Annotated in this window: 9 protein-coding genes; 7 read left to right on the plus strand and 2 right to left on the minus strand. The window is 69.5% G+C overall.

Going from position 1 to position 13,890, the window contains the following annotated elements:
- Window positions 1-81 precede the first annotated feature (81 nt).
- The 4 genes from VF794_RS09070 to VF794_RS09085 all read left to right on the plus strand — a co-directional run bounded on the left by VF794_RS09070 (window position 82) and on the right by VF794_RS09085 (window position 4,377).
- Window positions 82-1,590: an alkaline phosphatase D family protein gene (locus VF794_RS09070; protein ID WP_331108796.1), complete on the plus strand. Its 1,509-nt coding sequence runs from the start codon at window positions 82-84 to the stop codon at window positions 1,588-1,590.
- 64 nt (window positions 1,591-1,654) lie between these two features.
- A complete protein-coding gene (locus VF794_RS09075; RefSeq protein WP_331108798.1) occupies window positions 1,655-2,251 on the plus strand; it encodes a Uma2 family endonuclease in 597 nt (198 codons plus the stop codon).
- A 94-nt stretch (window positions 2,252-2,345) separates the two neighbouring features.
- On the plus strand, window positions 2,346-3,524 hold the full coding sequence (tgt, locus tag VF794_RS09080; RefSeq protein WP_331108801.1) for a tRNA guanosine(34) transglycosylase Tgt: 1,179 nt from the start codon (window positions 2,346-2,348) through the stop codon (window positions 3,522-3,524).
- 4 nt (window positions 3,525-3,528) lie between these two features.
- Entirely contained in the window at window positions 3,529-4,377 is an 849-nt protein-coding gene (locus VF794_RS09085) for a tRNA (5-methylaminomethyl-2-thiouridine)(34)-methyltransferase MnmD (RefSeq protein WP_331108803.1), read from the plus strand.
- Between the two features lie 72 nt (window positions 4,378-4,449).
- On the opposite strand, the gene VF794_RS09090 is transcribed toward VF794_RS09085, so the two are convergent.
- Complete coding sequence (locus VF794_RS09090; protein WP_331108805.1) at window positions 4,450-5,070, minus strand: TIGR02265 family protein; 621 nt, start codon at window positions 5,068-5,070, stop codon at window positions 4,450-4,452.
- 501 nt (window positions 5,071-5,571) lie between these two features.
- Here VF794_RS09090 and VF794_RS09095 point away from each other — a divergent pair.
- From VF794_RS09095 to VF794_RS09105, 3 genes are all read left to right on the plus strand, one after another.
- A complete protein-coding gene (locus VF794_RS09095; RefSeq protein WP_331108806.1) occupies window positions 5,572-7,632 on the plus strand; it encodes an ELWxxDGT repeat protein in 2,061 nt (686 codons plus the stop codon).
- Between the two features lie 75 nt (window positions 7,633-7,707).
- The gene (locus VF794_RS09100; RefSeq protein ID WP_331108808.1) at window positions 7,708-10,266 is read left to right on the plus strand and encodes a DEAD/DEAH box helicase; all 2,559 of its coding nucleotides are present in this window, start codon (window positions 7,708-7,710) and stop codon (window positions 10,264-10,266) included.
- Between the two features lie 42 nt (window positions 10,267-10,308).
- Window positions 10,309-12,981 carry a phosphoenolpyruvate carboxylase gene (locus tag VF794_RS09105; protein WP_331108810.1) on the plus strand — a complete coding sequence of 891 codons (2,673 nt, stop codon included), beginning with the start codon at window positions 10,309-10,311 and terminating at the stop codon, window positions 12,979-12,981.
- A gap of 4 nt (window positions 12,982-12,985) precedes the next feature.
- Here the strand turns inward: VF794_RS09105 and VF794_RS09110 are convergent, their stop codons facing one another.
- A complete protein-coding gene (locus tag VF794_RS09110; protein WP_331108812.1) occupies window positions 12,986-13,879 on the minus strand; it encodes a hypothetical protein in 894 nt (297 codons plus the stop codon).
- Window positions 13,880-13,890: the final 11 nt, after the last annotated feature.

The following is a 13,890-nucleotide window of genomic DNA, read 5'->3' on the forward strand; positions in this document are numbered from 1 at the left end:
CGTCTCCTGCTCCCCGTGAGTCGCGCTCAGCGCCTCGTGCTTCCTGGCATGGGATGCTGGGGGCAACGCGCGGGAGGAACCATGCCGAAGCCGTTGATCACCACCGTGGGTTGCTGCACCAGCACCACGGCCCGCATCTGCATCACCACGAAGGGGGGTCACGCTCATGCCCGGCTCGCCTTCCGCTCGGGAGACGGCGTGTTCCAGGAGCGGACCCTGCGGCTGACCCAGCCCGAGGGCTCCTCCTTCTTCCATGGCACCTTCGAGCTGGACGGCCTCGCCGAGTCCTCCACCCTCGAGTACGCGGTGTCCGTCTCGGGCACGGTGGAGGGGCTGCCCCCGCTGGAACAGCTCTCCCGGTTCGAGAGCCGCGGGCGCTTCCGGCTGCTGCCTCCACCCGGCCATCCGCTGCGGGTGGGCCTGGTGAGCTGCACTGGTGACCACACGGTGCGCGAGCACGGCCGGCGCCATGCCATGTGGAAGCGGCTGGGCGAGGTCGTCGCGGCGGGGGAGGTGGACCTGCTGCTGCACGTGGGGGATCAGATCTACGCGGACGTCATCCGCGAGCTGTGGCAGCGCGATGACCTGGACGACGACCTGACACCGCACCACCCGGAGCTGATGCCTCGGCTGCGCGAGGCCTTCCGTGGCCTGTATTGCGACACGTGGCAGCGGCCCGAGGTGGCCGCGGTGCTCGGCTCGGTGCCCTCGCTGATGATGTGGGACGACCACGACATCTTCGATGGATGGGGCTCGTACGACGAGGTGACGCCCGCGGATCGCGCCTTCTTCGAGGCCGCGAGGACGGTCTTCGAGGAGATGCAGGCGCGGCACAACCCGCCGGGGTTCAGCGACTCGTACGGCTTCGGGTGGGTGTGCAACGGCGTGGGCTTCCTGGTGCTCGACGGGCGCACGCACCGCAGCTGGAGGGACCAGACGATCATCGGCCGGCGGCAGTGGGCCGAGGTGGATGCGTGGCTGGAGGCGCAGGTGTCCGCCGGGCTTGAGCGGCTGTTCGTCATCACGGGCATCCCCCCGCTGCACGCGCAGGTGGCGGCGGCGTGCAAGCTGCTGGAGAAGCTGGGGCTCACGTCCTTCCTGGGGGACGTGAGGGACTCGTGGATGGCGCCCAACAACAGCGAGGAGATGCGCAAGCTGCTCAACCGACTCTTCGAGTTCCGCAAGCGCGCGCCGGGCACGGAGGTGACGCTGCTGGGCGGAGACGTGCACGTGGGCACGACGGCGCGGCTGCGCTCGCGGATGCCGGCCCACAAGCGGAACGACTCGGACGAGCCGGAGATCACCCAGGTGGTCTCCAGCGGCATCGGCTCCGAGCCACCCGACGGGCTGGTGCGCAAGGTGGTGGAGCTGGGCACGGGCTCCGAGTCGGTGGACATGTACCAGGACCTCTTCACGGGGAGGCTGCTGGAGCTGCCGGGCAACCCGGATGGACGGTTGCTGTTCCGGCGCAACTTCGCCGTGCTGGAGCTGGGCACGAGCGGCCGGTGGGACCCGGACCGCAACCTGCGCGTGCGCTTCTTCGCCGAGGGCCTGGAGCGCCCCATCGAGCAGACGCTGCTGGCGCTCTGACGAGGGGCCCTGAACCCCGGTCTCGGGATTGCACAGCGCGGGGGGCATGATGAAATCCCCTCTCATGGCCCCCCGAGATCCCGAGTCCACCGAGCGAAACGCCCCGTCCGTGGAGGCGGCCTTCCAGGCGGCCCCAGAGGAGATGGTGGCGGAGATCCTCGATGGGGAACTGCACCTCAGCCCTCGCCCGGCTCGCCCTCATGCCAACGTGGCGTCGAACTTGGGAGGCCTCCTCCTGGCGCCCTTCAAGTTCGGCAGGGGGGGACCGGGTGGCTGGGTCATCCTCGTTGAGCCAGAGCTTCACCTCGGCCCCCGTCCAGACAAGCTGGTGCCGGACCTCGCCGGGTGGAGGCGCGAGCGCCTGCCTCAGGCTGTCGGAGGGGATGACGCCCCCGCGCATTACGACCTCGCCCCGGACTGGGGCTGTGAGGTCCTCTCCGAGCGCACGCGACGCAGGGACAAGGGCCCGAAGATGCGCATCTACGCCCGGGAAGGGGTGCGGCACCTGTGGCATGTGGATCCGCTCGCCCGCACGCTCGACATCTTTCGGCTCCAGGGGGGCGACTGGCTCCTCATTCATTCCCTCACCGGGGAGGAGCGGGTCCGCGCCGAGCCGTTCGAGGCCATCGAGTTCGACCTGGCGCTCCTCTGGTCCGAGTAAGGGCGTCCGCCTACACGGTGGGATGCCGGGCTGGGGGGCGGCCATGCGGATAGCGGGCATGTCCCGCGCCCGTCACGGGTATAAGGCGGCGCCAATGGCCGTCCGTTTCGAGCTCGTCACCACCGACCCCACCGGGGCCCGTGCCGGGGTGCTTCACACCCGCCGTGGCTCCATCCCCACGCCCGTCTTCATGCCGGTGGGCACCCACGCCTCCTTCCGCCACCTCGGCATGGAGGAGGTGAAGGCCACCGGGGCGAAGATCCTCCTGTCCAACACGTACCACCTGATGCTCAAGCCGGGCATCGACGTGTTCCAGCGCTTCGGCGGCATCCACCCCTTCATGCAGTGGGATGGGGCGGTGCTCACCGACTCGGGCGGGTTCCAGATCTTCTCCCTCCCCGAGGATCGGCTCATCACCGAGAAGGGCGCGCACTTCCGCAGCTTCTACGACAACAGCCGCCAGCTCCTCAGCCCCGAGTCCAGCATCGCCATGCAGCAGGCGATCAACTCGGAGATCATGATGGTGTTGGACGTGTGCATCGACTCGCGCACGGACGAGCCCGGCACGCGCGAGGCCATGGAGCGCACCCACCGCTGGGCGCTGCGCAGCCTCGCGGCCAAGAATCAGGTGGACACCGGCCAGGCCCTCTTCGCCATCGTCCAGGGCGGCGTCCACCCGCACCTGCGCGACGAGAGCGCCGCCTTCCTCACCCAGCACCCCTTCGACGGCTTCGCCATTGGCGGCCTCGCGGTGGGCGAGACGAACGAGGAGCGCAAGGCCATGACGGCGCGCGCCGCCGCGTCGCTGCCCCAGGACAAGCCGCGCTACCTCATGGGCGTGGGCACTCCCACGGACCTGCTGGAGGCCGTGCTCCGGGGCGTGGACATGTTCGACTGCATCATCCCCACGAAGATGGCGCAGCAGGGCTACGCCTACACCTTCCAGGGCCTCGTCCGGATTACCCGCCAGGCGTTCCGGTTGTCGGACGAGCCGTTGGACGCCACGTGCGACTGCTACGTGTGCAAGCGCTTCAGCCGCGGCTACCTCCAGCACCTCATGAGCGGCAAGCACCACACGGGCTCGCGCATGCTGTCCGTACACAACGTGCACCATTACCAGCAGCTCACCTGGAAGATGCGCGATGCCATCCTCAAGGGCTCCTACGCCCAGGCCTACCGCGAGCTGAAGCAGGCCGTGGCGACGCCCAAGGACCTCAAGGACGCGAAGCTCGAGGTGGGCCCCGGGGCCGTCACCCTCAAGGAAGTGGGCTGAGCGCTTGGACTCCGAGAACCCTCGCGACGGCGACTTCGAGCTGGTGACGTTGCGCAACGGCTCGCGGGCAGTGCGGCACCTCGGGCATGGCGAGGTGATGCACCCCGCGGTGGGCCCGTGGCAGGAGGCCCTGCGCCTCTACGTGGAGCAGCCGCGGCTGGCCGAGCGCCTGCGTACCCCCGGCGCGCCCCTCGTCATCCACGATGTGGGCCTGGGGGCGGCCACCAACGCGGTGGCGGCGCTCACCTGCGCGCGAGAGCTGGGCGCCGAGCGCCGGCGCGCGCTGGAGGTGGTGAGCTTCGAGGTGGACCTGGCGCCCCTGCGGCTCGCGCTGGCGGACGCGGCGGGCTTCCCCTTCCTGCAACCCTTCCGCGAGGCGGCCGAGGCCCTCATGCGTGACGGGGTGTGGGAGGGCGAGGGCCTGCGCTGGCGGCTGCACCTGGGGGATGCCCAGGGGTACATCGGGGCGGGGCTGCCGAGGGCGGACCTGGTGTTCTTCGACCCGTTCTCCCCGGCCTCCAACCCGGAGATGTGGACGACGGCGGTACTGGCGCGGGTGCGGGCCTGCTGCCGGGAGGACGGGGAGGGGGCGCTGCTGATGACGTACAGCGCGGCCACGCCCACCCGCGTCACCCTGCTGCTGGCGGGCTTCTACGTGGGGGCGGGCCTGTCCACGGGCGCGAAGGGGGAGACCACGGTGGCCGCCACGCGCCGCGAGTCCCTGACCGTCCCCCTCGGGGAGCGCTGGCTGGACCGGTGGCGCCGCTCCTCGTCCCGGACGCCTCATGGGGAGCCCCTGACGCCGGAGCTCGAGGCGCGGGTGCTCGCCCACCCTCAGTGGTCCGTGCGCTGACCCCTATAAAGGAGAAGAGGGTCACCCCCCGCAGGCGGTGACCCTCCGATTCCGTCTCGCGAAGCCCGCCGGTTACGCCGGAGGCCGCGTCGCGGACTCTCCGCCGCTCGAGGCGAGCTGGGGCTCGACCACGGCGTCGGCCTGCTCGGACCAGCGGACGTGGTAGGTGGCGGACTGCCCGTCGAAGCCCTCGGGGACGACGGCGACCCGCTGCCCACCGGCCAGCTCCGCCGTCCGGGCCAGTACGCCCGCCGCGAAGGTCGGCTGATCCGCCATGATGTCGTTCACCCACATCTCCATGGAGGTGGGGCTGCGCTCCACGATTCGCACCTCACTGCAATTGGTGCTGGTCCGGAAGCCGAGCTTCGCCTGCGTCAGGACCCTCCGGGGACCGGCCAGCCGGACCATACCGAGCAGGGCGCGCCCGAAGAGGGTGGCGAAGTAGCCATCGATGAAGCGCTCACCGAGCGAGTAGTAGGCGGCCTCGGTGGGCATTCCCGCGTAGACGTGATCCGCCGCGATGCGGAGGTACTGCTTCCACTGCTCAAGCGTGTAGGTGGGAGAGAGCTTCTGCTCAAGGTCGAGTCCCGCCTCGCGCAGGCGCATGCGGCACGCGGGCGTGAGTCGGTTCTCGAGCGCCTTGAGGAAGAGCGCTTCGACGGTCCCTGCATAGACGAGCTGTTCGCCGGCCATAGGGCTGTCGGTATATCCGGTTGGCAGCCGTCCACGCTACATGCCTGTTCAGGGAGCATGCACTTATGCACATCCAGTGAACAAAAATCCGGGACGGAGTACGTGGACGGAACTCGAAGTGATTCGGGGTTTCACAGCGGGTGCTGTCTCATGATGTAGGATGGAGGGATACAGCGCTTCTCACGGGCCGGCGTGGAGCGGAAGGGGAGATCCATTGCGATCCCGTGTGTCGTCGATGCTCTGTCTGGCCGTGGTGTGTGGGGCCCTCGAAGGGTGGGCCCAGAGCGCTCCGGTAATGCCCTCCCTCGTCGCGGATCTGACTCCGGGCACCGAGTCCTCGACCCCCATCCATCTGGCGACCGTGGGCCATCGGGTCTTCTTCTCCGCCGATGATGGGGTCCAGGGCCGGGAGTTGTGGGTGAGTGAGGGACGGGGCCCGGGACCTTCCTCATCCGGGAGCTCCGGCCGGGCCCTGAAGGAGGGCGGCCCAAGCTCCTGGCGGTGCTGGGTGAGACGCTCTTCTTCTCCTCCGCCTCCGGCCCCTCCGGCATCTGGGTCAGTGACGGGACGCCGGCCGGTACGTTCCAACTGGGACCTGACGACCTGTTCTCCGACGGCCCCGTGGTCTGGAACGGGAGGCTCTACTTCTTCTCCAGAGCCGTCCTGCGGAGCAGTGACGGAACGGTAGCTGGCACACGTGCCGTCAAGGATTTCGGGGGAATCGGCTACGCCAACACCATGGTCGCCGCGAGGGATGGCGTCTTCTTCCTCGTGGAGCTCCCCGAGCCAGTGGGAGGCATTCACCGCCAACTGTGGAAGAGCGACGGGACAGAGGCGGGCACCGTGCTCGTCAAGGACACCGTTCCCGGCGCTGCGGGCCTGGAGTTCACGTCCTCGCTCGTGTCCCAGGGGCTGCTCTTCTTCCTCGAGCGGGACGCGGCGGGCGCCTTCCGGTGGTGGAGGAGCGATGGGACGGAGGCGGGTACCTTCGTCCTCGAGACGTTCCCGAAAGAGGTAGGGCCGCCCGTACTGCGAGATGCGCCGGGTGGTCCGCTCTTCCTGCTGGTGGCGGACGGGCTGTGGAAGAGCGATGGGACGGAGGCGGGCACCGTGCTCGTCAAGGACCTCGACACCCATCCCGCCAGCTCCGCTTTCAAGGCGCTCGCGTTCAAGGGGTCGCTGCTGCTGAGCGGCGGGGGGGCCACCTCGAGCGGGGTGTGGCGCAGCGATGGATCGTCCGCTGGCACGTCCCTGATCCACCCGAGAGTTCCGCTGGAGTTGATGGAGCTGGAGGCAACGCTCCTCTTCGCCTTCAGCGATGAGCTGTGGAGGAGTGATGGGACGGCCACGGGCGCGAGTCGGCTCAAGGCCCTCACCCCCAGCTTGAACCCCAAGGTGATGCGCAAGGCCCACGGGTTGGCCTACTTCCCGGACTTTGGGCAGGAGGCAGATGGGGGGCTGCCCACGGCGATATGGACGTGGAGGAGTGATGGGACGGTGGAAGGGACGTTTCCCCTCATTCGGAATCAAGGGGTGAGGGATGTGGCCGAGTTGCCTGGGACGACCCTGATCTCCGACTTCTATCTCTGGAGGACGGATGGAGCCGTGGCGGGCTCGACTCCCTTGCTCGACAGGGAGAACCTTGAATATCCCCCCGAGCACAGGGACCGTGGCCTCCGCGGCATGGGGATGCTGAACGGGGTGGCCCTCTTCACGGGAATCAATGGAGCTGGGCGCGGTCTCTGGAGGAGTGACGGCACCCGGGAGGGATCCTTCATGCTCACCCCGTTCCTGCTGGAACCCTTCTGGCGCCCGATCGACATCAACATGGAGATCGTGGGCGGGCAGGCCCTCTTCTCCGGTGATGGGAAGCTGCCCGGTGATGGGCTGTGGATCACCGATGGGACGAGGGAGGGCACGTGCCTGTTCAAGGACTTCCTGCAGGGTCCCGGTGGAGGCGTGCCCTCCGACTTGAGGGCTCTGGGCTCTCGGCTCCTCTTCAACGCCTACGACGAAGTCCACGGGCGCGAGCCGTGGGTGAGTGAGGGGACGCCCGAGAGGACGGTGATGCTCGCGGACATTGCCCCGGGCGCCCTCGGCTCGAACCCCACGATGTTGGAGCACGTGAACGGAAAGCTCTTCTTCACCGCGGACGATGGCACGCACGGGCGCGAGCTGTGGAAAAGCGATGGGACGCTGGCGGGGACGGTGCTCGCCGGGGACATCCGCCCGGGGCCCGGGGGCTCGAATCCGGAGGCACCGGCGCTGGCCGTGGGGGACCGGTTCTACTTCCTGGCGGATGACGGGGTGCATGGCCGGGAGATGTGGGGCTCGGGGCCCGTGGCGCCGGGAACGAGCGCGCCCCCCGAGAGCCCCGTCACCTGGACCTCTCCCTGCCGTGTGAACCCGGACCCCGACCCGGAACCAGAGCCAGAGCCGCGGCCGGAGCCGACACCGTTGCCCGGGTGCGGCTGTGGAGCGGTGTCACCGGGCGTGGCGCTGGCATGGGCGTTGGCGCTGCTGCCGTTGCTGGCGCGGCGGGGCCGGCGCTCCCCCCGCTGAGACGGAATGGGGGAGAGGGCTCCATCCGTTACCTCTAGAAGGTTCCGGGCGGCCCCGCCTAGAGTCCGCTCCTCCATGGTCACGATCGAAACCTCCCGTGCGCCGCTCGCGGCGCTGCTACCCGACCGCTCGCAGGGTCCCTTGAGCTCCGACGAGGTTCTCAGCCGCTTCGTGGGCTGGGTGGAGTCCACGGGCCTGTCCCTCTACCCGGCGCAGGAGGAGGCCATCCTGGAGCTGTTGGGGGGCAAGCATCTGTTCCTCAAGACGCCCACCGGCTCGGGCAAGTCGCTGGTGGCCATGGCGCTGCACTTCAAGGCCATGGCCGAGCGCAAGGTGTCCTTCTACACCTGCCCCATCAAGGCGCTTGTGAACGAGAAGTTCTTCGCCCTGTGCGAGGCCTTCGGCCCGGAGAACGTGGGCCTGCTCACCGGCGACGCGGCCATCAACCGCGAGGCGCCCATCCTCTGCTGCACGGCGGAAATCCTCTCCAACCTGGCCCTGCGCGACGCCACCCTGCGCGCGGACTACGTGGTGATGGACGAGTTCCACTACTACGCGGATCGCGAGCGCGGCATCGCCTGGCAGCTGCCGCTCATCACCCTGCCGACGACCACGTTCCTGATGATGTCGGCGACGTTGGGCGACACGCACCTCATCGAGGAGCGGCTCCAGGAGTTCTCCGGCCGCGAGGTGGCCAGCGTGCGCAGCGCGCTCCGCCCGGTGCCGCTGGACTTCGAGTACCGCGAGACGCCGCTGCACGAGACGCTCCAGGATCTCATCCGCGTGGGCAAGGCGCCCATCTACCTGGTGAACTTCTCGCAGCGAGCCGCGGCCGAGCAGGCCCAGAACCTGATGAGCGTGGACTTCTCCACCAAGGAGGAGAAGGAGGCCATCCGTCAGGCGCTGATGGAGGCGCCCTTCGACACGCCCTACGGCAAGGAGTTCCAGCGCTTCCTGCGCCACGGCATCGGGATGCACCACGCGGGCCTGCTGCCCAAGTACCGGCTGATGGTGGAGAAGCTGGCGCAGACGGGCCTGCTCAAGGTCATCAGCGGAACGGACACACTGGGCGTGGGGGTGAACATCCCCATCCGCACGGTGCTCTTCACGCAGCTCTTCAAGTTCAACGGCGACAAGCTGGCCACGCTGAGCGTGCGCGACTTCCAGCAGATCGCCGGGCGCGCGGGTCGCAAGGGCTTCGACACCCAGGGCAGCGTGGTGGTGCAGGCGCCCGAGCACATGATCGAGAACGTGAAGATCGCCCAGAAGGAGGCGAAGGGCGGCAAGCGTCTGCCCCGCAAGCAGCCTCCGCAGAAGGGCTTCGTCAACTACGACAAGAACACCTTCGAGCGCCTCCAGACCGGGCTCCCCGAGCCGCTGGAGTCCCGCTTCGAGGTGACGCACGGCTTCCTCCTCAACCTGCTCCAGAGCGAGATGGTGGGTGGGGCCGAGGGCTACCAGCGACTGGTGCGGCTCATCTTCCGCTCGCATGGCTCGGAATACATCAAGCGCCGCAACCTGAAGGAGGCGGCGGCGTGCTTCCGCACCCTGCGCAACGCGGGCCTGGTGCTCGTGCAGAAGGGCGAGGGCGGCTCGGGCGCGACGGTGGCGTTGGCCCCGGGGCTCCAGCGGGACTTCTCGCTCAACCAGACCCTGTCGCTCTACCTGCTGGACACGCTGAACAAGCTGGACCACGAGGCGGAGACGTACGCGCTGGATGTGGTGACGCTGGTGGAGTCCATCGCCGAGAACCCGGACGTGGTGCTCTACGCCCAGCTGCACGAGCTCAAGGGCCAGAAGATCAACGAGCTGAAGGCCCAGGGCATGGAGTACGACCAGCGGATGGAGGAGCTGGAGAATCTCGAGTGGCCCAAGCCCAACCGGGACTTCATCTACACCACCTTCAATGCCTTCGCGGAGAAGCACCCGTGGGTGGGCGCGGAGAACATCCGGCCCAAGTCCATCGTCCGCGACATGTACGAGCGGTACCTGTCCTTCCACGACTACGTGCGCCAGTACGACCTCCAGCGCAGCGAGGGCGTGCTGCTGCGCTACCTCGGGGACGTCTACAAGGCGCTCACCCAGACGGTGCCCGAGCGCTACCGCAACCCGGAGGTCAATGAGATCATCGACTGGATGCGCGCGATGATCCGCCACGTCGACCAGAGCCTCCTGGAAGAGTGGGAGCGGATGAAGAACCCGGGCGAGGTGGTCATCCGCAAGGCCGAGGCTCCGGACCGGCGACCGCAGGATCTCACGGACGATCCTCGGGCCTTCGCGGCGCACGTGCGCAACGAGCTGCACCGGCTGCTGCGGGCGCTCGCGTACAGGCGCTACCCGGACGCGCTCGCGCTGCTGTGGATGGACGAGGGAGGGGAGCAGTGGACGGTGGCGAAGCTGGAGGCGGCGATGAAGCCCTACTTCGAGGCGAACGGGACCGTGGTGCTCACCCCGCAGGCGCGCCGGCCGGCCAATACCGTTCTCAAGGAGACGGGCCCTCGCCAGTGGGAGGTGCAGCAGCGGATTCTCGACCCCGAGGGCCATGGCGATTGGATGCTCGACTGCGCCATCGACCTCACCGGACGCAAGGTGGACGACGGTCCGCTGCTCACCCTGCGCCGTATCGGGACGTAAGGGTGGATCGGGGCAGGCGAGGGCACTAGCTTCACGCCCCGTATGCCTCCCATCCGTCACATCGATCTTCAGCTGCGCCGGGACGTCCGGCTCCTGGGCCGACTGCTCGGCGAGGTCCTCATCGAGCAGGAGGGCCAGTCCCTCTTCGACCTGGAGGAGCGCGTCCGGCGCCTCTCCATCGAGCGGCGGAGGGGGCCGAAGTCGGGCCGCCGGGCCGCGGCCACGCAACTGGCCGCATTGCTCCGGGACATCCCCGTCGAGCAGACGGAGCCGGTGCTGCGCGCCTTCTCCACGTACTTCCGCCTCGTCAACCTCGCGGAGCAGCACCACCGCATGCGCCGCACCCGCGAGCATGCCAGCAGCGGTGGCACGCAGGGCTCGCAGCGTGGCTCGCTCGACGCGGTGATGCAGTCGCTGCGGCAGGCCGGCATCCCCGCCTCGCGCGTGCGCGAGCTGCTCATGTCCATGCGGGTGACGCTCACCCTGACCGCGCACCCCACCCAGGCGGCGCGCCGCACGGTGCTGGAGAAGACCTATCGCCTCGCGCGGCTGCTCGAGGAGAGGGATCGCACCCACCTCACCCCGCGCGAGAAGGCCGATGTCCACACGTCCATGCGCGAGGAGATCACCGCCCTCTGGCAGACGGACGAGCTGCGCCGCGAGCGGCCCACCGTGGGCGACGAGGTGAAGAACGCCCTCTGGTACGTGGAGGAGGTGCTCGGCGAGCAGCTCGCGCTCATGCCGGAGACGCTCGACTGGGCCTTCGAGCGCGCCTACGGCGAGCCCCTGGGCGTGCTCGCCACGCCCGTGCGCCTGCACTCGTGGGTGGGCGGCGACATGGACGGCAACCCGCTGGTGACACCGGACGTCCTGGCGGACACGCTGCGCGCCCACCGGGCCCGCGGCCTTCGCGCCCTGCTGAACCAGGTGTACCGGCTCGGCTGGGTCCTCACGCAGTCCGAGCGGCACACGTTCGTCTCGCAGGAGCTGAAGGCCTCGCTGGCGAAGGATGCCGCGGAGCTGCCGGAGGTGATGGCCCGTTACGGCTCTCGCACCGAGGGCGAGCCCTGGCGCCGCAAGCTGCGCTTCATGGAGGCCCGGATCCAGGCCGCCCTGGCATACGTCGAGGGCCGCCGCGCCGGCCGCACCGAGCCCCTGTCTCCCGCCGCCTATCGCTCGCCCGCGGAGTTCCTGGGGGACCTGGAGCTCATCGAGCGCTCCCTCGTCGAGGCCAAGGCACGGCAGGCCGGGTTGCGGAAGGTTCGCCGCCTCAACGCCCTGGTGCGTGTCATGGGCTTCCACCTGGCCGAGCTGGAGGTGCGCGCGCCCGCCGAGGACGCTCGTAGCGGCGCCGCGTCGCTGGAGGGGGGGCCCGCTCCGACGGAGGGGGGCGCGCGGCTGCTGGCCGTGCTCCAGCGGATGCGCGAGGCGCAGGCCGAGTCGGGAGAGGGGAGCTGCCGCACGCTCATCCTCTCCATGGCCTCGAGTGCCGAGGACGTGCTCGCGGCCTTCACCTGCGCGCGCAAGTCTGGCCTGTGGGACGAGTCACGCGGGTGCGCCACCGTGGACGTGGTGCCGCTCTTCGAGCAGCTCGGCGCGCTCGATGAGGGGCCCCGCATCCTGCGTGAGCTGTTCGCCCACCCCGAGTACCGCCGGCACCTCCAGGCCAGGGGCGTGCAGGAGGTGATGGTGGGCTACAGCGACTCGGGCAAGGAGGTGGGGCTGCTCGCCGCCAGCGCGGGGCTCTACCGCGCCCAGACCGCGCTCACGCAGGTGGCCCACGAGGCCGGTGTGCGGCTGCGTCTCTTCCACGGCCGTGGCGAGACGGTGGCCCGAGGTGGTGGCCCGGCGCACGAGGCCATCCTCGCGCTCCCGCCCGGCAGCGTCGCCGGCACGTACAAGGCCACCGAGCAGGGCGAGGCGTTGGACCACAAGTACGCCCGGCCCGAGCTGGCCCGGCGCACGTTGGAGCTGGTGCTCAGCGGGGTACTGCTGCACTCGCTCGATGCCCAGCCCCGCGTGGCACCCGAGGAGGAAGGGCCCTTCCTCGCCGCCTTCAACGAGCTGGCGGAGATCGGTCGCCGCTCCTACCGCGCGCTCGTCTGGGAGGACCCACGGTTCGTCCCGTTCTTCATGGCCGCCACGCCCATCGAGGAGATCGCCGCGCTGCCCATCGGCTCGCGACCCAGCAAGCGCGCCGCTGGGGGACTGGAGTCGCTGCGTGCGATTCCCTGGGTCTTCGCCTGGACGCAGAACCGGGCCATCGTCCCGGGCTGGTACGGCGTGGGCTCGGCGCTGGAGGAGTACGGCTCGCGGCCCGAGGGCCTCGCGCAGCTCAAGCGCATGTACCGCCAGTGGCCCTTCTTCCACACCGTCATCGACAACGTGGCGATGGTGCTGGCGAAGTCGGACATGGCGATTGCCTCGCGCTACGCGGCGCTGGCGCCCGAGTCCACCAAGCCGCTGTGGGAGCGCATCCGCGCCGAGTACTCACGCACCCGCCGCTGGGTGAAGCGCGTTTCGGGCGAGTCGCGCCTCCTGGAGAACAACCTGCAATTGAAGCAGAGCATCGCCCTGCGCAATCCCTACGTGGACCCCATGTCCTTCCTCCAGGTGGAGCTGATGCGGCGGAAGAGGGCGGGGCAGAAGAACTGCGACCGGCCCCTGTTGCTCACGCTGGCCGGAATCGCCGCGGGCATGCGCAACACGGGGTGAGGCTTCAGGGCACGCAGGCGCCCACGCCCGTGAAGCCCTGAAGCGGTTCGCAGTGGCCCGTCGCGCAGCCCGGTTCTCCCGACGGGCTGCGGCACAGCCGGCGGCACACCAGCCCCGCTCCGTCCTTCACGCACGCGCTCCCCGGCCGGCAGTCATTCGAGTACGTGCACGCCGTCCCGTCCTCCGCCGCCCCCGCCGTCACGCACACCGGCCCGCTCGTCGGCGAGGGGTAGCACCCCAGTCCGCTCGCGCAGCCCTGGGCCAGCAGCTCGCACTTGGGCCCCGGCTCCGCGCACACCCGCGGCAACTCGTCCGAGCCCTCGAAGCGCAGCACCTCGATGCACTCGCCCGGTGCCGTGCACTGCTCGTTGCCATGGCAGAACTTCTTGCACACGAAGGCCGTGCCCCCGTCCGCCGCCGGCTGATCCGTGCAGGACAACCCCGCCTTGCACGTGTCGTAGAAGTCGCCCTCCGTCGTCTTCGTGCTCTGGCAGACCCCGCCCGCCGTCACCGTCCCGTCCGGCACGCACAGGCGGCTCCTCGCGCTTCCCTGGAGCACGTAGGCGCACTTCTTTCCCGTCGGGCAGTCCTGCGCCACCGGATCGCACTCACCCGGGAAGCAGCGGTTGCCCTGCCCACCGCCCTCCAGCACTCCCCGCAGGCACAGCGCGCCCGCGTCGCACCCCTGTTGCCGCACCACGTCACAGCTCGAGACCGTCGTCCCCCCGCCATCCGCGTCCGGCGTGTCTCCACCCCCCCCGTCCCCCCCATCCATCGATGCGTCCGGCCCTCCATTTTCACTGCCCGAGTCGTTGCCCGTACTCCCACCGTCGCGGCAGGCCCCGACCAGCAGTCCCACGACGAGGACACTGCTCAAAAGAAGAACATTCGCCCGCATACCTTGTCCTC

This window comes from Archangium sp. (assembly GCF_036389735.1).
Classification (GTDB): Bacteria; Myxococcota; Myxococcia; order Myxococcales; family Myxococcaceae; genus Archangium.

What these genes read in the sequence shown, in the direction of transcription:
- VF794_RS09070 (WP_331108796.1), top strand. Translation starts at nt 82, where the DNA reads ATGCCGAAGCCGTTGATCACCACCGTGGGTTGCTGCACCAGCACCACG.
- VF794_RS09075 (WP_331108798.1), top strand. Translation starts at nt 1,655, where the DNA reads ATGGCCCCCCGAGATCCCGAGTCCACCGAGCGAAACGCCCCGTCCGTG.
- tgt (WP_331108801.1), top strand. Translation starts at nt 2,346, where the DNA reads ATGGCCGTCCGTTTCGAGCTCGTCACCACCGACCCCACCGGGGCCCGT.
- VF794_RS09090 (WP_331108805.1), bottom strand. Translation starts at nt 5,070, where the DNA reads ATGGCCGGCGAACAGCTCGTCTATGCAGGGACCGTCGAAGCGCTCTTC.
- VF794_RS09100 (WP_331108808.1), top strand. Translation starts at nt 7,708, where the DNA reads ATGGTCACGATCGAAACCTCCCGTGCGCCGCTCGCGGCGCTGCTACCC.
- VF794_RS09105 (WP_331108810.1), top strand. Translation starts at nt 10,309, where the DNA reads ATGCCTCCCATCCGTCACATCGATCTTCAGCTGCGCCGGGACGTCCGG.
- VF794_RS09110 (WP_331108812.1), bottom strand. Translation starts at nt 13,879, where the DNA reads ATGCGGGCGAATGTTCTTCTTTTGAGCAGTGTCCTCGTCGTGGGACTG.